The following is a 22197-nucleotide window of genomic DNA, read 5'->3' on the forward strand; positions in this document are numbered from 1 at the left end:
ACCGCCTCATTCTTCATTGCGCTCGCTCTCATCACGTTCGCCGTCTCCGAGCAGGCCCTGCCAAGGGTCGGCATCGAGGCCAGCGGTCTCGCTGGTCTCTCCCTTCAACAACGACTGGACGGCGTGCCATTTTTCAAGCGGGATCAGCATCAGCCTGGCATTGAGGCCGTCCGCAGCGAGCTCAAGGGAGTTCAGGCGGGGGTTCCCTCCTTGCTCGAGACGCTGGTACTGCTGACGCACCATGCCGGTTCGATCGGCCATGTCCTGTTGCGTGAGGTGCAGCGTCAGTCGCCTTTGACGGTATTGATCGAGAAGCCTCATAAGCATCACATGTGTTGCATAGACACCAAATAGGCAACGTATAAGTTGCAATTTATCGCCGTTGGCGATGAAACGCCAGTGTCTCGGTCCACTATCTTTTTGAGGCTAGAGCTTCGGGCATGCGGTCCTTGAGCTCACCCCGTTCCTTGACCCGCCAATTTATCATGATAAATTTTATGGTATGCGTCGGTACTCCCCTCGCCGGCGCCCGGCGAACAAGGACAACGACATGCAGACAACCGAACAGGCGCTGACACAGCGCAAGAAAAAATGGTACCGGACGGTACCCGACCCCATGGTCTTGATCTTCCTGATTCTACTGGCCACCTATGCCCTCACCTTCGTGGTGCCGGCAGGTGAGTACGAGCGGGTCGAGCAGGATGGCCGCACCCGAGTGGTGCCGGAGTCCTTCACCTATCTTCCCGATGTGGATGCCATCTCGCCCTTCGATATCTTCGTGGCGGTCCCGCGCGGCCTCAACGAGGCGTCGCTCTACCTGTTCATCGTGTTCATAGCCGGCGGCTTGTTCCATATCCTGCAGCGCACCGGCGCCCTGGAGAACGCGATCGGCGTAGCGGTGAACCGGGTCGGCGTCGAACGACGCAACATCATCATTACCGCCGGCACCTTCATCTACGGATTCTTCGGCGTGGCAGTGGGCTTCGAGAACAATATCGCCCTGGTGCCCATCGCGGTGCTGATCGCCAGCGCCATCGGCTGCTCCAGCCTGGTCGGCACCACCATGGCCGTCGGCGGCATCGGTATCGGTTTTGCCCTCTCACCGATCAACCCCTACACCGTTGGCGTGGCCCAGGGCATTGCCGAACTGCCTACCTTCTCCGGTGCCTGGCTGCGCACCCTGCTGGTGGTCTCTTCGCTGGCCCTGCTCTCGTTCTACATCTGCAAGTGGGTTGTCAAGATGGATTTCGAGGAGCCGGACAACGCCAAGGCGATGACCAAGTCACTGGATGAATACCAGTTGACGAAGCAGAACAAGATGACCCTGGCAGTGTTCATCCTGGGCTTGGCGGCGATGCTGGTGGGCGTCTTCACTCAAGGTTGGTACATCAACGAGATTGCCGGCATGTTCCTGTTGATTGCCATCGTGATCGGCATCGTCAATGGGCTCACCGCCAACGAGATCGTCGCTCAAATGATGGAAGGTGCCTCCAGGGTTACCGCCGGGGCGCTGGTGATCGGCCTGGCCGCCTCCATTCAGGTGATTCTCAACCAGGCCCAGATCATCGACACCATCGTTCACGGACTGAGCGGCCTGATTCAGGGAATTCCCGGCGCCATGTCGGCGATCATGGCCAGTGTGGTGCAGGGGGCGATCAACCTCTTCGTGCCTTCCGGCTCCGGGCAGGCGCTGGTCACCATGCCCATATTGATCCCGGTGGCCGATCTGGTAGGCATGAGCCGCCAGTTGATGATCACCGCCTTCCAGGTCGGCGACGGCCTGACCAACCTGATCGTGCCCACTTCCGGCGGCACCTTGGCCATGCTGGCTCTGGGGCGGGTCTCCTACGTGAAGTGGCTGAAGGCCATCCTGCCCTTCATGGTGCTGGTTTATGTCCTGGCCTGGGTCGGCCTGGTCATCGGCCACTACGTCGGCTACTGAGCCACCACATGACCTTGTCACTCATTCACGTGCAGCCGGCGACCGGCATGGTCGCCGCGCTGACGGCCACCGGCGGCGTGGCGGTGGGCGGCTACGTGCATCATGCCTGGCGTGGCCTGGGCGCTTGCGCCACCCAGGGGCTGGTCACGAACCCCTGGTACCCCGAAGGTATTCGCCAGGCCCTGGGCCAGCGCTGCACCGCCAAGGAGGCCCTGCAGAAGGTGATCCGGCAGGACAGCGGTGCGTCGCGCCGCCAGTGCCTGGTGATGGATGCCGGCGGCCAGGCCGCGGTGCACTCCGGCAGCGATAACGTCGCGGTGGTGAGCGCCGAGCTGCGCCCTACGGTAGCGGTGGCCGGCAACATGCTGGCCGATGAGCGGGTCGTGGTGACACTGCTGCAGACCTTTCTGGCGCTGACCTGCGCCAATCCCGACGAGGTATGGACGCAGAGCGTCACGCCTCGCTATCACGACGGCTACGAAGCACACCTGCTGGAGACGCTGGTCGAGTCGCTGGACACGGCCTTGCAGGTCGGCGGTGACGCCCGCGGTACTCGCTCGGCCGCCCTGCGCATCGAGTCCTTCGATACGGCCCCCATCGACCTGCGGGTGGACTGGGACGACGACCCCGCCGATGCGCTACGAGCGCTGGCTCGTCGCGTGCGCGCCCCGGCGTTCTCCGCCTTCCTTGCCTCGCTGCCAACGCACTGATTCAGGAGAGAAGCATGACCGATTCCACGACGCAGACGCCCCTTGGCCGAGACCTGATGGCGCGCCTGGACGAAGCCGCGCGCCACTCCCGGCCCGGCCCGGGCGTCACGCGCCTGTTCTGTTCCGACGAGCATCGTGCGGTACTGGAGCCGATTGCCGATTGGATGCGCCAGGCCGGGCTCACTCCAGAGCTCGATGCGTCCGGCAACCTGGTGGGGCGCAATGCACGCGCCATGGCGGGCGAGAAGAGTCTGATAATGGGCTCCCACCAGGACACGGTCGCCGAGGGGGGCAAGTACGATGGCATGCTGGGCGTTGCCCTGCCGCTGCAAGCCCTTCAGGCGCTGAAGGAAGACGGCATCGAGTTGCCCTATGGAATCGAGGTGGTGGCCTTCGGCGACGAGGAAGGCACGCGTTTCCAGTCGACCCTGATCGGCAGCCGCGCCCTGGCCGGCACCTTCGACCCCGCGAGCCTGGAAGCGCGCGACGCCGAGGGCGTTTCACTCGGCGAGGCCCTTGAGACTTTCGGCAGCAACCCGCGCAATATTCCTCATCTGGCGCGCAGGCCCGAGTCGGTCATCGGCTTCGTCGAGGTGCATATCGAGCAAGGCCCGGTGCTGGAACAGCGCGACCAGGCGGTGGGTGTCGTCACCGCGCTGACCGGGATCGAGCGCCATCGCATGTGCGTGCGCGGCAAGGCCGGCCACGCCGGCACCACGCCGATGCCGGGCCGTCGCGACGCCCTGGTGGGTGCGGCCGAGATGGTGGTGGAAGCGGACAGGATACTGAACGCCACCCAGGACTTCGTTGGCGTGGTCGGAAAGCTGGAAGTCAGGCCCAATGCCGTTAACGTGATTCCCGCCGAGGTGAACTTCACGCTGGAACTGCGCTCCCCCGTCGCCGCAGTGCGCAAGCAGGGGCGCCAGGGAATCCTGGATGCCTGCCAGCGGCTTGCCCAGGCGCGCGGGCTCGAGCTGTCGAGCGAGCCTACCTACCAGGCCGAAGCGGTGGCATGCGCCGAATGGCTGATCGAAGCCTTGGAAGGCGCTTGCGAGGAATGCGGTGAACCCGCTGAACGCATGTTCAGCGGTGCCGGCCACGACGGCCTGGCCATGCACGACCTCACCGATATCGGCATGCTCTTCGTGCGCTGCAAGGACGGTCTGAGCCATCACCCGGACGAAGCCATCAGCATCGAGGATGCCGACCGCGCGACCCGTGTGCTGATGCGCTTCCTCACCAATCTGGGATCGCAAGCGTGCGGCAGGAACTGACCTCAGGCAAGGCGCGGTGTCAGTCGGTCAGGAAGCCGCGCCGGACCTGGGCCTCGTTGTCGTTCATTACCGCCTGTGCCGAGAGCATGTGTTCCCGCATGAGTTCGCGGGCCAGCTCGGCATCGCCCGCTTCGATGGCATCCAGCAGCCGCGCGTGATACTGGCAGCCGGTGGGACCGATCTGGTGGTCCCCTGGCTCGTAGAGCCGACGATAGACGGTCAGGTCGGAGAGCACCTGCACGGTGAAGCGGATGATGAACGACAGCAGCGGATTGCCCCCCGCCAGCTCGGCCAGCATTTCATGGAAACGCAGCGAGTCGATATGCTGCTGGCGCTCGATCTCCAGGTCGGGCGCCGGCGTGGCGTAGGTGTGCAGGCTTTCACGCAGGCGAGCCAGATCGTCGGCACCGACCTTGCCGGCCAGCGAAGCGGCGAGTTCGGGCTCCAGCGCCAGGCGGATCTGGTAGATGTCCCGAATCGAGATGTCCTGGAAATAGAAATAGTGACTGAGCAGCGAGGTCGCCTTGGCCTCGCTCATACGACAGACGAAAACGCCGCCCCCCGGGCCGGTACGCGTCACCACCAATCCCTGCGCTTCCAGCACCCGCGTGCTCTCGCGAATGGTGCCCTTGGAGACGCCCAAGGTCTCCATCAGCTCGGCCTCGCTGGGCAGGCGATCGCCCGGCACCAACTGACGTTCCACGATCCAGCCCTTGATGGTATCCGCGACATGGTAGGGCAGGCGACGCGATGCAGAACCAGCCATTGCTTCTCTCTTGCAACACAGGGAAACCAAGGGTAAGCCATTCATCGAGAAGCGAACAGAGTGCAGCCAATACCGACTCTACCCGGCGAGCCTTCGATCCGTTCGGTCCTGCCTGCCAGGCCGCAGCACCGCTCAAGTGAAGCAGGTTGGCTCACTCACCCCTCTTGCCTGGCTTCATCTCTCTTGCGCTTTTGACCGCGCCGTTCCAGTACCAGATAGACCAGGAAGGCTGCCGTCAGCGGCAGCAGGAAGTAGAGGGCACGGTAGCCGATCAGCGCGGCGAGTATCTGGCTCGGGGCAACGTGGTGCTGAAGAAGGGCGAGGAATATCGCTTCCAGCACGCCGAGACCGGCTGGGATGTGGGTGACAACCCCGGCAATCGAACTGATCAGAAGAATGCCGAGAATACTTGGGAAAAACAGTCCTTGCGGCAGCAACAGGTAGATCAGCGCCCCCATCAACGACCAGTTCGTCGCGCCCAGGGCGGCCTGCATCAGCGCCAGCCGGAGCGGCGGAAGAACGACCTCATGACCGCGCACGTGCCATGCGCGTCGCTTGGAGTAGCGGCAGGCGGCCAGATAAGCGAAGGAGACCGCCAGCAGCCCGAAGCCAATGAACTGCAAACCGGTGGCACCGATTTCCCAGTTCTGTGGCAGCTCGAGCAGGCGAAAGGAGAAGATGACACCCGCGAGAATCATGTAGCCCAGCCAGTTGGCGATCAGGCTGATACTGAGAATGCGGGTAACGGTGCCTACCTCGAGGCCCAGTCGGGTATAGAGCCGGTAGCGCATGGCCAGACCGCCCACCCAGGCGCCCAGGTTGAGATTGAAGGAGTAGCACACGAAGGCGACCAGCAGCACACGCCCGGCCGACAGACCATGACCGGTGTACTTCTTGCCCAGCAGGTCGTAGCTGCAGAAGGCGGAATAGCTGGCCGCGGTAATACCCACCCCGGCGACCAGCATCAGCGGGCTGTAGCCCCGCAAGGTTGACATGACCTTGGGCCAGTCGACATTGCGGGCCAGCGAAAACAGCAGCACCGCAACCAGCACGAAAAAAGCCAGCGTGATGCCTCGCTTCAACCAGCGTCGCCAGGTCCGGGATGGCTTGAGCCTTTCGGTGGCGGGAGCTTTCATGTCGTTACCTCGTTGGCTCAACGCAGGGCCCGCTTCTTCGGCCGCTCTTTCGGGGTCAGCGGCTCGAGCCTGGGAGAGTGACCAGGGCTCCAACCTGCGCTGAGAGGAAAGTGGCGCAGGAAATGGAAACTAACGAACATCAGCGGCGCCCGCCACCAGCGCCCCTTGTCCGCGGCTTCGGGCGTGATCATGCGGCAGCTGTTCTCGATCAGCTCGGTAAGGTGTTCATGGATCTGCCGATTGAGGTCCGTATCGCGAATGAACAGGTTGGCTTCGAGGTTCAGCGACAGGCTGAGCGGATCGAGGTTGCTCGACCCCACGGTCGCCCAGTCGTCATCGGCGATGGCGATCTTGCCATGCAGAGGGTGCTCCTTGTACTCATAGATACGTATACCGTCTTTGAGCAGGTAGCTGTACAACGAGCTGGAGAACATCCTCGCCCAAGGCATGTCAGGGCGGCCCTGAAGTATCAGTGTCACCTCCACACCCCGCCGGGCGGCGTTGCGCAATTCACTCCAGAGATGATAGCTGGGGAAGAAATAGGCGTTGGCGATCAATAGCCGCGACCTTGCCGTTCGAATCGCTTCCAGGTAGTGATCTTCGATATCGGTGCGATGCAGATGGTTGTCGCGAACGGCCAGACGCATGGCGGCCTGCCCGACGGGTGAGGTGTCGCCGAGGCGCTGCGGCAACCCCTCGACCGCCTGATGCTCCAAAAGTAGTGTCGTGGCGGCGCGGCGGACGTCCTCGACGACCGGCCCACGCACGCGCATGCCATAGTCCTGCTTGCCCATGACGTACTTATCGGGCAAGTGGTCCCAGCCGTAATTGATCCCGCTGATGTAGGCTACCTCCCCGTCGACCACCACGATCTTGCGATGCAGGCGGCGGAACAGGTTGGTGCGCATCCCCAGACGGCGAGGGCGCGGATCATAGATGTGCATGTTCACGCCGGCGTCGGTCAGCTCGGCGATATAGTCGCTGCTCAGGTCCGCCGTGCCGTAGCCGTCCACAGTGACTTCGATGCGCACCTCTCGGGCTGCGGCTTCGAGCAGGGCTTCTTTCAGCCCTTGGCCGACCTCGTCATCGAAAATGATGAAGGTCTCGATCAGTATTTCCCACCGCGCCGAGCGAATCGCCTCGAACACCTCGGGGAAGTACTGGTTTCCATTGATCAACAGTTTGGCTTGATTGCCTTCCTTCCATTGGAAATTCACAGGCCTATCTCTGCTATGAGTGGAACATGATCGGAGAGATGCGACCACGGCTTGCGATAAAGGGCCCTGGGGTTGCGACAAGAGGCGTGGCGGACGTATATCCGGTCCAGGCACAGCAGGGGCCAGCGCGCCGGGAACGTTTTTGCCGGCCCTCCTTTGCAGTCCACGAACGCCTCGCGCAGCCCGCACTCGGTCAGCACCGCGTCAGCTTTCAATTGCCAGTCGTTGAAATCTCCCGCGACGATGACCGTCTTATCATCGGGTATCGAGTCCAGTAGTTGACATAACAATCTCAGCTGCAGCAGGCGATGTTTCTGGCGCAGCCCAAGATGGACGCAGACCGCGTGCACCGTGGGCTGACCGGGAACCGCCAACTGGCAGTGAAGGAGCCCACGCCTTTCCGTGCCGTGGATAGTGACATCCCTGTTTTCGTAATGAAGAATCGGGTAGCGGGACAGCAGGGCATTGCCATGGTCGCCGTCGGGGTAAACGGCGTTGCGCCCATAGGCGAAGTCGGGCCACATGGTATCGGCCAGATACTCATACTGCGGCACGCCCGGCCAGTCATGGTAGCGAAGGGAGTGTTTCTTGTGTTCGCCGTGTACTTCCTGCAGGAACACCATATCGGCCGATAGGGTGGTCACGGCATCGCGCAGCTCCGGCAGGATATGACGACGATTGAACACGTTGAAGCCTTTGTGCACGTTGATCGTCATTACCTGCAGCGACTTTACCGGCGCTGCCTGCTGAATCTCCCGTTGCGGCGTCCTGTCCGTCACGCTCACTACTGACATCCTTTTCCCGCTGATTGACATGGCGCTTCCGGCCATTCGCTCGAAGAAAGCTTAGCAGTAGAAGCCGAGACAGACGCAAATCCGATGGCTCTCTTCACTCCGACTTGCCCCTGTCCGAAATTGCTGGTGGGATACGAGCCGTCGCCCGACGAAGGAGTGAGCGAGTGAAGCCCGAAGACTTGGAAAAGCTGGTCATCCGCAGGATGCCGTTCGGCAAGTACGAAGGCCGGTTGATCGCCGACCTCCCAGGGCCCTACCTCAACTGGTTCGCCCGGGAGGGCTTCCCACCCGGCGAGATCGGCCAGTTGCTGCATCTGATGCACGAGATCGATCACAATGGCCTTGGCCCGCTGCTCGATCCGCTGCGCCGAGACGAACAGCGTGACTAGCGCCCATCTCGAGCGGCCAGCGCACGCTGTAACTCCACGCGATACGCCTCGGCATGCCGGGAGGGGTCGACAGGGAAGCGGCCCAATGCCACGGCCAGCTCGAAGAAGCCTGGCGCCGGGAGGTTGCCTTGCCTGCTTACTACCAGTGCAGCGATGAAAGGGCGTCCCAGCTCGCCATCTTCGCGCATCAGTGCTTCGAGCGCCTGGGCGACACGCTGGATGGTACGCGGCGGCGTGAATCCCAGCGCTTCGGCGAGCTGCTGGTAGGTCATCGGCAGCGAGGCCGTAGGGGCGGCTTCGAGCAGATGGCGGGCCTGGCGTGCGTTAATCCCGCACATGCTGATCGACCTTCTGCGTATCGAAGGCAAGCTTCCCGGCTATCGCCGACATGGCTTCGAATGGCGTTTCGTAGCTCCAGGCGACATCGCGCAGGCTTTCACCGTCGAGGACGACCGAGAAATAGTTGGCGTCGCCCTTGAACGGGCAGTGCGTGACGGTATCGGTACGCTGGAGACGCGCCATGTCCACGTCCTCCCACGGCAGGTACAGCCGGGGCGGATAGCCGGTTTCGCGCAGCTCAAGGGCATTGCGGGTGTCGGCGAGGAGCACATCGCCGACCCGCACCTGCACTCGCCGGTCGTGCGAGTGCAGGGAAATACGTCCCTTCGGGTCGTGATTCGAATCGTGTGAAGACGTTGTCATGTGTCACCTCGTTACGGGCCGCCGCTGCCGCCCGTGGCGCCATAGACTTGGCCGGTGGCGTAGCTGGACTCCTGCGAGGCGAGCAGCACATAGACGCCGGAGAGTTCCACCGGTTGGCCGGGGCGGCCCATTGGCGTTTCCTTACCGAAGCTGGTCACGTTCTCCTGGGGCTGGCCGCCGCTCGGCTGCAGAGGGGTCCAGAACGGACCGGGGGCAACGGCGTTTACTCGGATGCCCTGGCCGGCGACCTGCTTGGCCAGGCATTGGGTGAAGTTGACGATCGCCGCCTTGGTCATCGAGTAATCGAGCAATATTTCGGGTGGATCGTAGGCTACCACCGAAGCGGTGTTGATGATCGAGGCTCCCGCTTCGAGATGCGGCATGGCCGCCTGGGTGATCCATAGCATGGCATAGAGGTTCGTTTTCAGGGTGGCGTCGAAGTCCTCGGTGGTAATGTCACTGATCGAGGGCTTCCACTGCTGTCGGGCGGCATTGTTGACCAGAATGTCGAGTCCGCCGAGCTGCTCCACCGCAGATTCGACCAGCTCGCGACAGAAGGACTCCTCGCGGATGTCGCCGGGAATGGCCACGGCCGTGCGTCCTTCCGCCTCGACCAGTTCGATCACTTCGCGGGCGTCCGACTCCTCCGCTTCCAGATAGTTGATCGCCACGTCGGCTCCTTCTCGAGCATAGGCGATCGCGGCGGCCCGGCCGATGCCGGAATCGCCGCCGGTGATCAGCGCCTTGCGCCCCGTCAACCGGCCGCTGCCGCGGTAGCTCTCTTCGCCATGGTCCGGGCGCGGCTCCATCTCGCTGGCCAACCCCGGCCACTCCTGCGGCTGCTCGGGAAATGGCGGGCTGGGATACTGCTCGGTGGGGTCCTGCTTCTGCAGCAAGGAACCGCCCCCGGCTGCGGCGCCCTGCCCTTCGGCTCGTGAAGTAGACGGCAACGACTGCTGGCCAAGTGCCGGCCCGGCCATTGCCGCGGCGGCCACTCCCGAGGCCAGGCCACCGACGATGTGCCGGCGTGTGGGGTCGAAAGCTTGATCGGATGGCATTGCGGCACCTCCCTGTCGTGCAGTTGCGACGATTTCTCACTAAGACCCTAGCCCGAGCCGACAGGAATACAATCTGCGTGCGGTAACCGAATGTTGCGAAACAGCACGCCTCCCACCGCCAGCAGTGCCGAGGCGTAGAATCCCGTCAGGGCGATAGCATGACCGACCGTCCATGGGTCCATGTCGAGCGATGCTGTCCCAACCATCGCCTACTCCTGGATCGTGAAGCAGTATCCACCCGACATGGAATGGCCGTCTTCACTCAGGAAGGGTGTCGCTGCTGACCCTCTTCTTGGCCCTTGCCGTCGAGACCCTCTTCGGGTTTGGCCGACCCCTGGTGTGTCAGGCGTTCAGCCTGATCGAGCCGCGGATGGTTGTCGAGGAACGCCCGATGCGGGTCCGGCAAGGTGTCCAGCGCTTGGAGAGTGTATTTGAGCACATGGATAGCGGCCAGCACGTCCTGAGTGTTGCCGGTCTCGGAGATGGTGTGCATGTTGCGAATGGGGAAACCGATGGAGGTAGCGGCGCAATCGATGGCGGCCAGCACGCCGGCCATCCCATCAGTACCGGTATCGGCGCCGACGATGTCGCGCTGCATGGGGATACCGTGTTCTCTGGCGCTGGCTTCGACGATACGGTTGAGCTGCTCGCTGGCAATCGCGCCCACCGACATGGTGAAGCCCTTGCCCATCTCCAGCGGCTGCATGCGCCGCTCGCCGATGCCGGGGGCGGCCACGTAGTCATGATTCACGTCTACGCCGATCACTACGTCGGGTTCGAGCTCACCGGCCAGCACGCGGCTGCCGAAGCGGCCGATCTCCTCGTAGCTGGCGATGGCAAACAGTATTCGCACCTTCTCGGTACCACCGGCCTCGGCGATCAGCCGTGCCACTTCGGCGGTGACGAAACAGCCCAGGCCGTTGTCCAGGTAGGCGCCGTAGAAGGTGTCGGGGCTGAAGCCGTGGCGGATGGGGCGGTCGAAGAGGATCGAGTCGCCGGGTCGCACACCGAGGTTGAGCACCTGCTGCTTCTTGTTCTCGCCGTGGATCTGCAGGTCGAGGTAGATCTGCTCCTTCTTGATGCCTTTGCTGCCTTCGCGCTGGGCCGCGTCAGAGAAGTGAATGGCACCCAGTGCCTCCACGGTACCGCCCTGGATGATGCGGTAGCGGCCCGGCCGCTCCGGGTCCTCGCTGAACAGCTTGACCTCGTGACCGACCAGTACGTTGGGCAGGAAGGCATCGGTGTTGATCCAGATCTTGCCGTCGTCGCCAATGCTGCGCACCTGCATGCGGATCTTGTCGGCGTGACCGATGAGCATCACTTTGAACAGGTCGTCGCGGCCCGGGTGGGTATCCCACACCACGCCGGCATGCCCCTTGTACTGGTGCATGTGCCAACCCTCGGGAGCGAAGCTCTCGAAATGGGGCTTGAGCACACTGTATGTCATTGCCCCCTCCAGCCCCACGGGGCTGGGCGCATCCAGGATGCGTTGCATCAGGGTGAACTGCGTTTGCGGCATGGGCTCGGCCCAAGGCTTTTGCGTCTCGCTCATATGGCTTCCTTTCTCGACGGTTCAGGATACGTTCAGCGTAGTTTGCCAGATGTCGTGCGGCATGGCCCGGCAGCGCCGGTCGCGACAAAAGGCGGTACTGCCGTCTTTTCGAACCCATGATAAAGGCAAGGCCTGGTGGCCTTGCCTTCGCGATCGCCAGCGGCGTTGTCTATCCAAACGGGAAAGCCTAGCGCTCCATCGCTTCCGTCAGGGTCATGTCGCCGTCCACCTCGCTGTAGCGGCCCTCATCGTAATCGGTGGCCAGATCATCGAGCTCATCCTTACCGATGATGTCCTGCAGTACCAGTTGCTCGCCCTTGAACTGCATATTGCTCAGCGGCAGGGCAACATCGGAGGCGCCGAAGATCCAGAAGCCACCCACCGAGACGACGGCATGCAGGTCGCCGGCGTCCTTGTGTCGCAGTACCTTTTCGACTTTGCCGAGTGTCTCGTCTTCGGCATTAACGATGGTCTTGCCCTCGACCTCACTGACCTGCATGGAAGCGATTGATGAATCGAGTGTTGCAGCTTCCGGCTCCATCTCCTCGAAGCCAGACGCAGTATCATTCCCAGCGGTCCGGCCCGCCTGCTGGTCGGCGGCGGCCTGCTCGTCCTCGGCGGCCTGCTCCGCATCGGGTTCGGTTGAAGTCGCCTGCTCTCCGGGGTCGGTCTTAATCTCCGCATCGTCATTGGCTCCCTGGGTTTCCCCGGTAGATTGGTCGCCCTCACCGCCGGCCTCGGCCTGGGAGCCTCGGGCATCGTCGCTGAGGTCAGCCTCGTGGTCTTGAGCCAGAGCGCCGTTGATGAGCCCGACGGAGAGAGCGCCGATGGCGATAGCCAGTAATGTCTTTTTCATTGGCACTTTCCTCCTTGGGTGGGCCATTGGTTTAGATTAGGCAGCGCCGATTACAAGCAGCCGGAACATAACGGAGCGAAACGTTAACGAAGGGATGCTGGCTCATGCCTCGGGATGGACATAACCGCGCCACCCCTGGCCGGTACCGAGATGAGTGGCCTCGCCGATAACATCCGGCCGATGCGGCGATACGATGCCACGTCCCTGCCGGGTGCCCATATGCGTGGCTACCATGCGCTGCGGCGCCTCCTGACGAGCCGGAATCGTCGTACCACGCGGCACCGGCAGGCCAGCGTTGCCCGCAAGGGAATGTCCAGACGAGCCGGAGCGTAGCTGGGAGACCATCAGCCAGCCCAGCCCGACCCCGGTCACCAGCACAGGCATGGGATGCTCGCGGATCGAACGGCTCAGGCTATCGAAAAAGCCCTGTCCTACTCCGTTGCGCGCGGGCATATAGGCCGAGACGCTACGCTTGAGTTGAGCTGGCGAGAGCCGGCTCTCGAGCTCATGCAGGGTGTCGTTAAGATGGGTGCGGGATTGACGAATATCGGTCTCCAGTTCGTCTACCCGGGGTTGCTGATAACGGCTCATGTTCACGCCTCCTTGGCTCACCATTGTAGTGATCTTCCATGACTTCAAGCTGGCCCTGGTAGTGGGCTTCGTCAAGTCACCGCCGTGCCCTGGCAATATGCCAGCGATGCCAGCGCTCTCATGCTGCTACACCTTCAAGAGTCTGTTCGATGGCTTCACCGCTAGCAGGGCGCACTAGCCGAGCCACCTCTTCGCCGTCCTGAAGGAATACCAGCGTGGGCCACAGCTTGATGCGAAAAGCCCGTCCCAGACGCCGCCCCGGTCCGTCTTCGACTTTGAGATGATGCACGTCGTGGCGACGCGCCAAGGCCCGCTCGAGCCCAGGCTGGGCTATCTGGCAGTAGCCGCACCAGGGAGTGCCGAACTCGAGAACGGTAACTCCCGCCAGGGAACGTACCTCCTCGAGGCTTGGCGCCGATGCCATGTAATCGACCTGCATGGTCATGCTATTTCCTCCTTGGTGAGCCTTGAGGAAACGATAGCAGCCACCTGCATTGCGAGATGTTGCAAAATGCATCTCCAGATGCGGCAGGCCGGTGCCTACATGGATATGCTAGGGGGTATCGTTCTAATGCTAACGGGGTAAGCCATGTCCGCTCTGAATCGTCAACGCCGTCAACGCGGCGGGCGGTGGCCGACACGCATCGCCGGGTTCAGCGTACTGTTGCTGGTATTGGCAGCGTTGCTGCTGGCCGGTGCCGGCCCCGCCTACCGGCTGGACCTGCTGGCGTTGGGTGGCGCCTTCAAAATGCTGCGTTTAGGCGGCCTGGCGGGGCTGGGCGCCATCGCGGTCGCTCTGCTGGCACTGCTAGTGGCGCTGCTGTGTCGTCGCAAGGGCGTCGTCTGGATGGCGTTGTTCACGACCGCCGCCACCGTGGCGCTGTTGGCGATACCCTGGATGTATTGGCAGCGTGCCCAATCGGCGCCGCCGATCCACGACATCACCACCGACCTGGAGAATCCCCCGGAATTCGTGGCCCTGGCCCCCGCTCGCGAGGCCGCTCCCAACGCCGTCGACTATCCCGGCGAATCGTTCGCGCGTCGTCAGCGCGAGGCCTACCCCGACATTCAATCGCGTCATTTCCCCCTGCCCCTGGCGACGGTGCGCGCCGCCGCCGAAGCCGCCGTACTGGACATGGGCTGGAAAATCGCCGACATCAATATCGACGAGGTGGATACCATCGAGGCCACCGCAACGACTACCTGGTTCGGTTTCACAGACGACGTGGTGGTCCGCCTGACCCAGGAGCCCGACGGCATCCGGGTCGACGTGCGTTCGGCCTCGCGCCTGGGGCGCGGCGATGCGGGCGCCAATGCGCAACGGATTCGCGACTATTTCGAAGCGCTGCAACAGCGCACCGGCTAAGGCTCGTGCTGAAGGCGTTGCCTTGCTGACATTCACATCGCCAACTATGTTGAAGCCGCTGACGGGTTGATATTGATCCGTCGCAGGGAGGCGTGGAGGCGAGTGTGAGCCAGGCAGAAACGGACCAGCAACAAGAGCCGCACAATCTCGAGCAGATGCTCGATCGATTCACGCAGGCCAAGCGTGTCGAAGACAGCGACCGAGTCACCTTGGGCAATGTATTGAATGAAGTCGGCCGCCGGTCTTTTGCCCCCCTATTGCTGGTAGCCGGCGTGATTACCGTGCTTCCTGTGGTTGGGGACATCCCCGGCGTTCCCACCCTGATGGCGCTGTTGGTCTTGCTGGTTGCCGTACAACTTCTGTTTCGAGCGCACCATTTCTGGATTCCCAAGTTCCTGTTGAACCGGTCCGTCTCAAAGAAAAAGCTCGACAAGGCAGTCAGTTGGAGCCGTCGACCCGCTCGGTTCCTGGATAAATTCCTCAAGCCGCGATTAACCTTCCTGACACACGGGCCGGGAGTCGTGGCCGTTGCCCTGGCCTGCATCGTCATTGCCCTGGCCATGCCGCCGATGGAGGTCGTGCCGTTCACGGCCAACGGCGCCGGCCTGGCCCTCACGCTATTCGCGCTGTCACTCATGGCGCATGACGGTCTGCTGGCGGCGTTGGCATTTGCCGTGACGCTGGCCACGCTGATCTTCGTCTACCAGGGGCTTTTCTAGCCCTGGGCCAGAAGCCTGCGCAGATCGCTCAGCACATCCTCTCTCTCATCGTCCTGGCGGATGAGCAGTTGCGCCTCGCCGTTGCGAGCGAAGGCGAAGATCGCGCTGGGGTGGGAGACCATGTAGTACCCTTCACTATCCTTCTCGCCATAGCCGTAGGTCACACGGTAGCGGCGCGTTAGCGCATCCAACTGGTCTTCACTGCCGGTGAGGCCGACGAACTCGGGACCGAAGTTCTCGGTGTACTCACGCAGGGTCTCGGGATCGTCACGGGCTGGGTCCACTGAGACGAAAAGCACCTGCAGGTCGTCGCGTGCCTCTTCGTCCAGCTCGCCCATGATCGAGTCGAGATGCGCCATCGTCGCCGGACAGACGTCATGACAGTGGGTGAAACCGAAGAAGAGCAGCGTCGCATCGCCGCGAAAGGTCTGCGCATCGACCTGCTCTCCCGACTCGCCCGTGAGCTGGAACTCGAGCGGCGGCATGAGGCCGGAAATATCCTTGGTCTGCCAGCCGGGGTCGGAACAACCGCTCAGCAGTGCACCGAGCGCGAACCATCCCCCCACGAGCGTTGCTTTCGACAGGAGACCTGCCGAGAAGCGCGAGTGACGTCGTCTCATCGGGCTGGCTGTGTTCATCCTGGTCCTCATGGCTGTGGCACCCTCCGTTCATGTGCTGTTTTGCCCCCATCCACGTCGCCCTTCTCGGAGAGGATGTAGCGAATCACGAGCAGTACGCCGATCACGCTCATCATCGATGCGGGTATCCAAGTGATCAAGCCGCCGAGCTGCTGGTCGGTCAGTGGCGAGATCGGCCAGGCGCGACCGCAGACGGCATAGACGTCGAACAGCACGTTTTCGCTGAAGGTGAGATAGGCCCCCAGCAGAATCTGTGGCGGTATCACTACCAGCAGCGCCAGAATTCGCGCGCCGTACCCCAGCCCGCCCTGCTTCGGTGTTCGCGGATCGAGCACCAGCCACCAGAACAGCAAGCCATCCAGCAGCATGCTCCAGTTCATGATCTGGTAAAGCCGATGGCTGAGCATGGCATCGAAGTGAACCTCCGGGATGAGCCAGAAGTAAATCAACCCGACGAACAGCAACGGGGCAATGACGGGATGCTGCAGCAGGCGGTATAGAGGGGATATGACTCGTCCCGCCGCGGCTCGCCCCGGTAGTTGCCGAAGACGACTCTGCATGCCGGCCGCCAGCACCGGCAGCGGCGCAGCCAGGGCGATCAGGAACGGTGCAGCGTGGTGCAGCACCAAGTGCTGGGCACGATGGGTGAAGAACATGTATTGGGACAGATAGTCATAGTGGGTCTGGGTCACCGCATAGATCGCGCCGACGCCCAGCAGGAAGGCGAACGGGCGCCAGTAGCCTACCCTCTGACCTTGATGTCGTTGCCGCTGCATGCCGCGCAGATACACCGCCGCCGCCACCAGGCAGAAAAGTACCCAGGACGGCGAAAACTCCCAGGGCAGCAGGTAGCCGGCGACTCGCTCAAGCTCGAGCATTTTTCTTCCTTAACCGAGGCGGCATGTCTCCGCCTGGTGAATTGATCCTCAAGCATAGCGAACTTGGCCAGCCATGAACCACAGGGAGGACTTTAAGGTAGAACGAATGACCTTGGCCCGACGCAAGGTAGCGACTGCATAAAGAAACGTAAAAAACCGTGACTATCCTTGGCAACGACGAGCAGGAAGCCTCCACCTGTACTAGGTTGAAGCCGAAACATGGTCAACGAGCCGACTCAGACCCAGAATGGGGTCTGGTGTGGCGTGCTCGTCCGGGAAGCCGGGCCGAATAGCGCGCGGCAAGACGCGCTTGTCGTTATTTGCATGGAATGCACCGCAGCCTCCGCTGCGCACACGCACGTAGCAATGGATTGTTAACGATGTCCTTCAGCCAGCACGTTCGGACAACAGTACTGCTCGGTGCCACCGCCCCGTTCTTGTCCGCCTGCGAAGGCCCCCAGTCGGCCCTCGATCCGGCGGGCTCGGCCGCCGAGCTGATTACCAGGCTGTGGTGGCCGACGCTATTCGTTGCCACCCTCGTCACGCTGCTGGTGCTCACCCTGCTGGCGGTGGCCATCTTCCGTGCCCATCGCCAGCGTTCCGCGCTACCGCTGAATGCCCGTCAGAGCCGTAACCTGGTGATTGCCGGCGGTATTATCCTGCCGCTGGCGGCTACGATTCCCTTCGCCCTGTCGAGCTTCTCAATCGGGCGCACGATGGATGCCCCCCTGCCTCAGGACGCCATGACCGTAGAGGTCATCGGCAAGCAGTGGTGGTGGGAAGTCCACTACCTCGACGAGGCGGGCAACCGCATCGCCACGACCGCCAACGAGATTCACATCCCCGTCGGCGAAGCGGTGCGCTTTCTGCTCAAGTCGGACAACGTCATTCACAGCTTCTGGTTACCCAACCTGAAGGGCAAGACGGACATGATGCCGGGGCGTACCAACGTTACCTCGGTGACGGCGGACGAACCCGGGGTCTATCGCGGTCAGTGCGCGGAATACTGCGGCACGCAGCATGCGCTGATGGCCTTCATGCTCGTGGCCGAGGAGCCGGAAGCCTTCGACGCCTGGCTGGACGGACAGCGCCAGCCGGCAACGATGCCGCAGACGGAGGCCCAGGCAAGCGGACGCGACGTATTCTTCGAGGCCGGATGCGCCGGCTGCCACACGATTCGCGGCACATCGGCTTCCGGCGACCTGGGCCCCGACCTGACCCATATCGCCAGCCGGCGAACGCTGGCCAGCGCCACGGTGCCCAACCGTATCGGACATCTCGGCGGATGGATCACCGACCCGCAGCACGTCAAGCCGGGCAGCAGGATGCCGCCGAGCGACCTTTCACCGGTGGAGCTCAAGACATTGCTCGGCTACCTGGAGAGCCTGGAATGACGTTCGAGAAACCCACCAACTCTCGCGACGTGATCGATTCACCGGAGGAGACCTCGCGCCTGGAGCGCACCTGGCACTCGCCCGGTGGGTTGCTTGGCTGGTTCACTCACGTCAACCAGCGCATGATCGGCAAGCGCTTCATTATTACCGCCTTCTGCTTCTTCCTGCTGGCAGGCATCCTCGGCATCCTGATTCGCCTGCAGTTGGCCGGCCCCGAGCAGAAGCTGCTCGGGCCGGAGCTCTACAACCAGTTCTTCACCATGCATGGCACGGTGATGATGTTCTTCTTCGCCATTCCGGTGATGGAGGGCTTCGCCATCTACTTCGTGCCGCTGATGGTCGGCTCGCGCGACATGGCCTTTCCCCGGCTCAACGCCTTCGGCTATTACGTCTATCTGATCGGCGGGATCGTACTGTTCGGCTCGCTGCTGCTGAGCATGGCGCCCAACGCAGGCTGGTTCAACTACGTGCCGCTGTCGAGCAAGCTCTACTCGCCCGGCTACGGCGTCGACGTCTGGACGACCATGATCACCTTTATCGAGGTCTCGGCACTGACCGCGGCGGTGGAGCTGATCGTCACGACGCTGAGAATGCGCGCACCGGGCATGTCGCTGAATCGCATGCCGCTGTTCGTCTGGGCGGCGCTGGTAATGTCGTTCATGATCGTTTTCGCCATGCCGGCGGTGATCGTCAGCAGTACGCTGCTGATCCTCGACCGGCTGGTGGACACCCAGTTCTTCATCGTCGAGAGCGGCGGCGAACCGCTGCTATGGCAGCACCTGTTCTGGTATTTCGGTCACCCTGAGGTGTACATCATCTTGGTGCCGGCGCTGGGCATGATCTCGACCATCATCATCACCTTCACCCGGCGCCCGATCTACGGCTACACGGCCTTGGTGCTGTCGGTGGTCGCCATTGGTTTCGTCAGCTTCGGCCTGTGGGTGCACCATATGTTCACCACCGGCCTGCCCCAGCTCGGCATGAGTTTCTTCACCGCCGCCAGCGTCACCATCGCCATTCCCAGCGGGGTGCAGATCTTCTGCTGGATCGCGTCGCTGTGGGGGGCCAAGATCCGTTTCGCCACGCCGATGCTATGGGTGCTGGGGTTTTTCGCCATCTTCGTCATCGGCGGTCTGACTGGTGTCATGGTGGCCTCCATTCCCTTCGATACCCAGGTGCACGACACCTTTTTCCTGGTCGCCCACTTCCACTACGTGCTGATCGGCGGAGCGGTCTTCCCGCTGATCGGCGCGACCTACTACTGGTGGCCCAAGATCACCGGCCGCATGATGAGCGAAGCGGCCGGCAAGTGGAGCTTCTGGCTGGCGTTTATCGGCTTCAACGTTACCTTCTTCCCCATGCATCAGTTGGGACTTGAGGGCATGCCGCGGCGTATCTACACCTACGTCGAAGAGATGGGCTGGGGCGACCTCAACCTGCTGGCGACGATCGGCTCCCTGGTACTGGCGACAGGCTTCGGCATTACGCTGATCAATGCCGTCTGGAGCGTGTTTCGCGGCCGGCGGGCCGAGCCGAACCCTTGGGGGGCGCCCACTTTGGAGTGGGCGGCGGACTCGCCCCCGGCCTCCTATAATTTCCGCCATATACCCGTGGTGCATAGTCGCTGGCCGCTGTGGGACTGGGACACGGATCGCGAACGTGCAGTCGTGACCGGCCTGCGCAACGACCGCCGGGAGGTGGTGCTCACCAGCATTCTGGATGCCAAGCCCGTGGGGGTGCAGGTGCTTCCCGCACCGACCATCTGGCCGTTCGTCTCGGCAGTCGCCGCCTCGATGGGTTTCATCGGCATCATCTTCCATCCGATCTTCTTCGTGATCGCCTTCTTCCTGGTGGCGTTCACCCTGGTGGCCTGGTTCTGGCCACGCCGGCCCTGGAGGAACGATTGATGAAAGTTGTGCAGGGTATAGACGTCTCGGACATGACCCGTTTCAACCCCGACCAGCGCGCACCCTTGTGGTGGGGCATTCTCGGCCTGATCACCATCGAATCGGCGGTGGTCCTGACCTTTTGCGTCAGTTACATGTATCTGGCGGCCTACGCCGAAGCCTGGCCGCCGAGTGGCGAGTCGGCTCCCCCCATGCTGTGGCCGAGCATCAATCTGGGGCTGCTGATGCTGAGCAGCCTCACCATGTATCTTGGTGGACGCGCCATCAAGCGCGGCAATCAACGCGGCTTGGCCATCGGGGTCACCGCCAGCGTGCTGCTGGCGTCAGCGGTGCTGGTGCTGCGCTCGCTGGAGCTGATGGCCTACGAGTTCAGTTGGAAGGATCACGCCTACGGCTCGATCGTCTGGACCATTTCCGGCTTTCACTACGTTCACGTAACGTCGATCGTCTTCGGCAGTGCGGTGGTGGCCATCCTCGCCTGGCGCGGCTATTTCACCCAGCAACGGCAGATCGGCGTCGTGGTGGATACCAACTACTGGTATTTCGTCTGCTTCGCCTGGATTCCCTTTTATCTACTCTTGTACTGGGGGCCTCGCGTTTATGGCCAGTGAGTCGAATCGCGGCGTGCTGCTGCATCCCGTGATGATGTGGTCCGGCTGGTTGATCGGTCCCGGCGCCTGGGCGCTGCATTTGCTGGGCAGTTACCTGCTGGTTTCCAGGGCCTGCGAATCCGGCTCCATGTGGTTGCTGCACGGCGCGACCCTGTTCACCTTGTTGCTGAGCCTGGCTGGCGCCGCGGTGGCCTGGCGACAGTGGGGCCGCGCCGGGAGGCGCTGGCCGGCCTCCGGCGATGGTGAGGCGGGGCGAGTACGCTTCATGGCCGTCATGGGCCTGCTTCTCAGCGCCCTGTCCGCACTGCTTATCGTGGCCGAAGCCATTCCCAACTTTTTCCTGAGTCCGTGCCTATGACAGCGAGAACCGTGTGCTGCCTGCTGCTATTACCACTCCTGACTACCGGCTGCGGCGGTGACAAGGTCGAATCGACGCCGGGCGATCCACAACATGGCCGGGCCGCGATTCGCGAATACGGCTGCGGCAGCTGTCATGTAATACCCGGCATCGGCGGAGCGGACGGTCGCACGGGGCCGTCGCTCGAGCGCATTGCCAAGCGCGTCTACCTGGCGGGGGTACTACCCAACACACCCGACGACATGGCGCGCTGGATTCGCGAGCCGGAGGAGGTCGACCCGCGCACGGCCATGCCGAACATGGGCGTCAGCGAAAGCGACGCACGAGACATCACTGCCTACTTGTACACATTGAAATGAATAACCAGGATCGCCAAGATTCAGTCCGAAAGATCCGCAAGCGGATCGAGATACATGTCGGCATCGCCATTGCGGCGCTGGTCGTCGCCATGGGGGTAGGCGCGGCCGGCTTCGTCTATTGGGGCGCCTATAACGTCTCGGCGCTGCAACAGCATACCGAGCCCGTCTTCACCATCCTCAACTTGGCGCTGGACCGCTCCATACGCCAGCGAGCCGAGGAGATCGAGCCACCATCGTTGACGTCGCAAATGGCCGAGCAGGGCCGGCTTATCTACCAGCAAAAGTGCGTACAGTGCCATGGTGCGCCCGGCGTGGGCCGAGACGACGTGGGCAAGGGCATGACGCCGGTGCCACCCAACTTGGCGCATACGGCGAAGGCCAAGGGCGCCGCCGAGGTTTTCTGGTCGGTCAAGCACGGCATCAAGATGACCGGCATGCCGAGCTGGCAGTTCACATTCACAGACGAGCAGATCTGGACCATCGTCGCCTTTATCGAGCAGATGCCGGAAATGTCTGTGGCCGAGTACCAGGCGATGAACGCCAACGACAGCGAGGATCCTGCACCGCCTCGCGACGTGACGACCGCCAGCACTTCCGCTGAGGTACGCAACGCTGCGGAGCCCGACTCCGAGCGAGGAAAGCTGGCACTGTATGGCTATGGCTGTATCGCCTGTCATCGTATTCCGGGCACGGTGGGACCGCATGCCGACGTCGGCCCGCCGCTCAAGGGCATCGGCGAGCGCCGCTACATCGCTGGCGTCCTGGCCAATACCGAAGAGAACATGGTGCACTGGCTGCGCCATCCCACCGAGGTGGACCCGCTTACCGCCATGCCGGACCTGGGCGTGACGGAACAGGACGCGCGGGACATGGCGGCCTATCTCGAAACGCTGAGGTAGTTCGAAGCGTTGGAATTCGAAGCCCAGGAAAAATGCTGAGTTGCTACGCAGCATGACTCCCGGCCAGGCGGAATCGCCCGG

Annotated in this window: 27 protein-coding genes; 12 read left to right on the forward strand and 15 right to left on the reverse strand. The window is 62.7% G+C overall.

Going from position 1 to position 22197, the window contains the following annotated elements:
• Nucleotides 1-6: 6 nt before the first annotated feature.
• Nucleotides 7-327 carry a helix-turn-helix domain-containing protein gene (locus HNO52_RS16970; protein WP_332107642.1) on the reverse strand — a complete coding sequence of 107 codons (321 nt, stop codon included), beginning with the start codon at nt 325-327 and terminating at the stop codon, nt 7-9.
• A gap of 223 nt (nt 328-550) precedes the next feature.
• Here HNO52_RS16970 and HNO52_RS16975 point away from each other — a divergent pair, with 223 nt between their 5' ends.
• From HNO52_RS16975 to HNO52_RS16985, 3 genes are read left to right on the forward strand one after another with little or no spacing between them, the layout of a single operon-like run.
• A complete protein-coding gene (locus HNO52_RS16975; protein WP_197566412.1) occupies nt 551-1942 on the forward strand; it encodes a YfcC family protein in 1392 nt (463 codons plus the stop codon).
• Between the two features lie 8 nt (nt 1943-1950).
• Nucleotides 1951-2652 carry a DUF1028 domain-containing protein gene (locus HNO52_RS16980; RefSeq protein WP_197566413.1) on the forward strand — a complete coding sequence of 234 codons (702 nt, stop codon included), beginning with the start codon at nt 1951-1953 and terminating at the stop codon, nt 2650-2652.
• Between the two features lie 14 nt (nt 2653-2666).
• A complete protein-coding gene (locus HNO52_RS16985; protein ID WP_197566414.1) occupies nt 2667-3926 on the forward strand; it encodes an allantoate amidohydrolase in 1260 nt (419 codons plus the stop codon).
• 19 nt (nt 3927-3945) lie between these two features.
• On the opposite strand, the gene HNO52_RS16990 is transcribed toward HNO52_RS16985, so the two are convergent.
• From HNO52_RS16990 to HNO52_RS17005, 4 genes are all read right to left on the reverse strand, one after another.
• The gene (locus HNO52_RS16990; RefSeq protein WP_197566415.1) at nt 3946-4692 is read right to left on the reverse strand and encodes a FadR/GntR family transcriptional regulator; all 747 of its coding nucleotides are present in this window, start codon (nt 4690-4692) and stop codon (nt 3946-3948) included.
• Nucleotides 4693-4847: 155 nt separating this feature from the next.
• Complete coding sequence (locus tag HNO52_RS16995; protein WP_197566416.1) at nt 4848-5828, reverse strand: lysylphosphatidylglycerol synthase domain-containing protein; 981 nt, start codon at nt 5826-5828, stop codon at nt 4848-4850.
• A 17-nt stretch (nt 5829-5845) separates the two neighbouring features.
• Nucleotides 5846-7045, reverse strand: a complete 1200-nt coding sequence (clsB, locus tag HNO52_RS17000) for a cardiolipin synthase ClsB (protein WP_197566417.1) — start codon at nt 7043-7045, stop codon at nt 5846-5848.
• On the reverse strand, nt 7042-7830 hold the full coding sequence (locus HNO52_RS17005) for an endonuclease/exonuclease/phosphatase family protein (protein WP_232090365.1): 789 nt from the start codon (nt 7828-7830) through the stop codon (nt 7042-7044). The genes clsB and HNO52_RS17005 overlap by 4 nt, the downstream gene beginning before the upstream one ends.
• A gap of 173 nt (nt 7831-8003) precedes the next feature.
• On the opposite strand from HNO52_RS17005, the gene HNO52_RS17010 reads away from it, so the two are divergent.
• Nucleotides 8004-8228, forward strand: a complete 225-nt coding sequence (locus HNO52_RS17010) for a DUF3820 family protein (RefSeq protein ID WP_197566418.1) — start codon at nt 8004-8006, stop codon at nt 8226-8228.
• On the opposite strand, the gene HNO52_RS17015 is transcribed toward HNO52_RS17010, so the two are convergent.
• The 8 genes from HNO52_RS17015 to HNO52_RS17050 form a co-directional block, all read right to left on the reverse strand.
• Nucleotides 8225-8566: a hypothetical protein gene (locus HNO52_RS17015; protein ID WP_197566419.1), complete on the reverse strand. Its 342-nt coding sequence runs from the start codon at nt 8564-8566 to the stop codon at nt 8225-8227. The genes HNO52_RS17010 and HNO52_RS17015 overlap by 4 nt on opposite strands.
• Nucleotides 8553-8930, reverse strand: a complete 378-nt coding sequence (locus HNO52_RS17020) for a DUF427 domain-containing protein (RefSeq protein ID WP_197566420.1) — start codon at nt 8928-8930, stop codon at nt 8553-8555. The genes HNO52_RS17015 and HNO52_RS17020 overlap by 14 nt, the downstream gene beginning before the upstream one ends.
• 11 nt (nt 8931-8941) lie before the next feature.
• On the reverse strand, nt 8942-9988 hold the full coding sequence (locus HNO52_RS17025; RefSeq protein ID WP_269476063.1) for an SDR family oxidoreductase: 1047 nt from the start codon (nt 9986-9988) through the stop codon (nt 8942-8944).
• A gap of 47 nt (nt 9989-10035) precedes the next feature.
• A complete protein-coding gene (locus HNO52_RS17030; RefSeq protein ID WP_197566421.1) occupies nt 10036-10194 on the reverse strand; it encodes a hypothetical protein in 159 nt (52 codons plus the stop codon).
• Between the two features lie 56 nt (nt 10195-10250).
• Nucleotides 10251-11540 carry a M20/M25/M40 family metallo-hydrolase gene (locus tag HNO52_RS17035; protein WP_197566422.1) on the reverse strand — a complete coding sequence of 430 codons (1290 nt, stop codon included), beginning with the start codon at nt 11538-11540 and terminating at the stop codon, nt 10251-10253.
• A 187-nt stretch (nt 11541-11727) separates the two neighbouring features.
• Nucleotides 11728-12396, reverse strand: a complete 669-nt coding sequence (locus HNO52_RS17040; RefSeq protein WP_197566423.1) for a PRC-barrel domain-containing protein — start codon at nt 12394-12396, stop codon at nt 11728-11730.
• Between the two features lie 102 nt (nt 12397-12498).
• Nucleotides 12499-12987 carry a DUF3618 domain-containing protein gene (locus tag HNO52_RS17045; protein ID WP_197566424.1) on the reverse strand — a complete coding sequence of 163 codons (489 nt, stop codon included), beginning with the start codon at nt 12985-12987 and terminating at the stop codon, nt 12499-12501.
• A gap of 118 nt (nt 12988-13105) precedes the next feature.
• The gene (locus HNO52_RS17050) at nt 13106-13432 is read right to left on the reverse strand and encodes a thioredoxin family protein (protein ID WP_197566425.1); all 327 of its coding nucleotides are present in this window, start codon (nt 13430-13432) and stop codon (nt 13106-13108) included.
• Nucleotides 13433-13576: 144 nt separating this feature from the next.
• Here HNO52_RS17050 and HNO52_RS17055 point away from each other — a divergent pair, with 144 nt between their 5' ends.
• Nucleotides 13577-14353: a DUF1499 domain-containing protein gene (locus HNO52_RS17055; RefSeq protein ID WP_197566426.1), complete on the forward strand. Its 777-nt coding sequence runs from the start codon at nt 13577-13579 to the stop codon at nt 14351-14353.
• A gap of 104 nt (nt 14354-14457) precedes the next feature.
• On the forward strand, nt 14458-15072 hold the full coding sequence (locus tag HNO52_RS17060) for an exopolysaccharide biosynthesis protein (protein WP_232090367.1): 615 nt from the start codon (nt 14458-14460) through the stop codon (nt 15070-15072).
• On the opposite strand, the gene HNO52_RS17065 is transcribed toward HNO52_RS17060, so the two are convergent.
• Both HNO52_RS17065 and HNO52_RS17070 read right to left on the reverse strand, forming a co-directional pair.
• Complete coding sequence (locus tag HNO52_RS17065; protein ID WP_232090368.1) at nt 15069-15638, reverse strand: SCO family protein; 570 nt, start codon at nt 15636-15638, stop codon at nt 15069-15071. The genes HNO52_RS17060 and HNO52_RS17065 overlap by 4 nt on opposite strands.
• An 80-nt stretch (nt 15639-15718) precedes the next feature.
• Entirely contained in the window at nt 15719-16588 is an 870-nt protein-coding gene (locus HNO52_RS17070) for a cytochrome c oxidase assembly protein (protein ID WP_197566427.1), read from the reverse strand.
• 380 nt (nt 16589-16968) lie between these two features.
• Between HNO52_RS17070 and coxB the strand changes: the two genes are divergently transcribed.
• The 6 genes from coxB to HNO52_RS17100 are packed head-to-tail and all read left to right on the forward strand — an operon-like array spanning nt 16969 to nt 22116.
• Nucleotides 16969-17982, forward strand: a complete 1014-nt coding sequence (gene coxB, locus HNO52_RS17075) for a cytochrome c oxidase subunit II (protein WP_197566428.1) — start codon at nt 16969-16971, stop codon at nt 17980-17982.
• Nucleotides 17979-19889 (forward strand): cytochrome c oxidase subunit I, encoded by a 1911-nt coding sequence (gene ctaD / locus HNO52_RS17080; RefSeq protein ID WP_197566429.1) that lies wholly within the window; start codon nt 17979-17981, stop codon nt 19887-19889. The genes coxB and ctaD overlap by 4 nt, the downstream gene beginning before the upstream one ends.
• Complete coding sequence (locus HNO52_RS17085; RefSeq protein WP_197566430.1) at nt 19889-20500, forward strand: cytochrome c oxidase subunit 3; 612 nt, start codon at nt 19889-19891, stop codon at nt 20498-20500. Before ctaD ends, HNO52_RS17085 begins: the two co-directional genes overlap by 1 nt.
• Nucleotides 20490-20858, forward strand: coding sequence for a hypothetical protein (locus HNO52_RS17090; protein ID WP_197566431.1), 369 nt, complete (start codon nt 20490-20492; stop codon nt 20856-20858). Before HNO52_RS17085 ends, HNO52_RS17090 begins: the two co-directional genes overlap by 11 nt.
• Nucleotides 20855-21217, forward strand: coding sequence for a c-type cytochrome (locus HNO52_RS17095; protein WP_197566432.1), 363 nt, complete (start codon nt 20855-20857; stop codon nt 21215-21217). The genes HNO52_RS17090 and HNO52_RS17095 overlap by 4 nt, the downstream gene beginning before the upstream one ends.
• Nucleotides 21214-22116: a c-type cytochrome gene (locus HNO52_RS17100; protein ID WP_197566433.1), complete on the forward strand. Its 903-nt coding sequence runs from the start codon at nt 21214-21216 to the stop codon at nt 22114-22116. The genes HNO52_RS17095 and HNO52_RS17100 overlap by 4 nt, the downstream gene beginning before the upstream one ends.
• Nucleotides 22117-22197 lie beyond the last annotated feature (81 nt).

Source organism: Halomonas sp. MCCC 1A13316 (assembly GCF_014931605.1).
Taxonomy (GTDB): Bacteria; Pseudomonadota; Gammaproteobacteria; order Pseudomonadales; family Halomonadaceae; genus Halomonas.

Coding starts and splice junctions, on each gene's coding strand:
- HNO52_RS16970 (WP_332107642.1), bottom strand. CDS start 327: ATGCTTATGAGGCTTCTCGATCAATACCGTCAAAGGCGACTGACGCTG.
- HNO52_RS16975 (WP_197566412.1), top strand. CDS start 551: ATGCAGACAACCGAACAGGCGCTGACACAGCGCAAGAAAAAATGGTAC.
- HNO52_RS16980 (WP_197566413.1), top strand. CDS start 1,951: ATGACCTTGTCACTCATTCACGTGCAGCCGGCGACCGGCATGGTCGCC.
- HNO52_RS16985 (WP_197566414.1), top strand. CDS start 2,667: ATGACCGATTCCACGACGCAGACGCCCCTTGGCCGAGACCTGATGGCG.
- HNO52_RS16990 (WP_197566415.1), bottom strand. CDS start 4,692: ATGGCTGGTTCTGCATCGCGTCGCCTGCCCTACCATGTCGCGGATACC.
- HNO52_RS16995 (WP_197566416.1), bottom strand. CDS start 5,828: ATGAAAGCTCCCGCCACCGAAAGGCTCAAGCCATCCCGGACCTGGCGA.
- HNO52_RS17015 (WP_197566419.1), bottom strand. CDS start 8,566: ATGTGCGGGATTAACGCACGCCAGGCCCGCCATCTGCTCGAAGCCGCC.
- HNO52_RS17020 (WP_197566420.1), bottom strand. CDS start 8,930: ATGACAACGTCTTCACACGATTCGAATCACGACCCGAAGGGACGTATT.
- HNO52_RS17025 (WP_269476063.1), bottom strand. CDS start 9,988: ATGCCATCCGATCAAGCTTTCGACCCCACACGCCGGCACATCGTCGGT.
- HNO52_RS17030 (WP_197566421.1), bottom strand. CDS start 10,194: ATGGTTGGGACAGCATCGCTCGACATGGACCCATGGACGGTCGGTCAT.
- HNO52_RS17035 (WP_197566422.1), bottom strand. CDS start 11,540: ATGAGCGAGACGCAAAAGCCTTGGGCCGAGCCCATGCCGCAAACGCAG.
- HNO52_RS17040 (WP_197566423.1), bottom strand. CDS start 12,396: ATGAAAAAGACATTACTGGCTATCGCCATCGGCGCTCTCTCCGTCGGG.
- HNO52_RS17045 (WP_197566424.1), bottom strand. CDS start 12,987: ATGAGCCGTTATCAGCAACCCCGGGTAGACGAACTGGAGACCGATATT.
- HNO52_RS17050 (WP_197566425.1), bottom strand. CDS start 13,432: ATGACCATGCAGGTCGATTACATGGCATCGGCGCCAAGCCTCGAGGAG.
- HNO52_RS17055 (WP_197566426.1), top strand. CDS start 13,577: ATGTCCGCTCTGAATCGTCAACGCCGTCAACGCGGCGGGCGGTGGCCG.
- HNO52_RS17070 (WP_197566427.1), bottom strand. CDS start 16,588: ATGCTCGAGCTTGAGCGAGTCGCCGGCTACCTGCTGCCCTGGGAGTTT.
- coxB (WP_197566428.1), top strand. CDS start 16,969: ATGTCCTTCAGCCAGCACGTTCGGACAACAGTACTGCTCGGTGCCACC.
- ctaD (WP_197566429.1), top strand. CDS start 17,979: ATGACGTTCGAGAAACCCACCAACTCTCGCGACGTGATCGATTCACCG.
- HNO52_RS17085 (WP_197566430.1), top strand. CDS start 19,889: ATGAAAGTTGTGCAGGGTATAGACGTCTCGGACATGACCCGTTTCAAC.
- HNO52_RS17090 (WP_197566431.1), top strand. CDS start 20,490: ATGGCCAGTGAGTCGAATCGCGGCGTGCTGCTGCATCCCGTGATGATG.
- HNO52_RS17095 (WP_197566432.1), top strand. CDS start 20,855: ATGACAGCGAGAACCGTGTGCTGCCTGCTGCTATTACCACTCCTGACT.
- HNO52_RS17100 (WP_197566433.1), top strand. CDS start 21,214: ATGAATAACCAGGATCGCCAAGATTCAGTCCGAAAGATCCGCAAGCGG.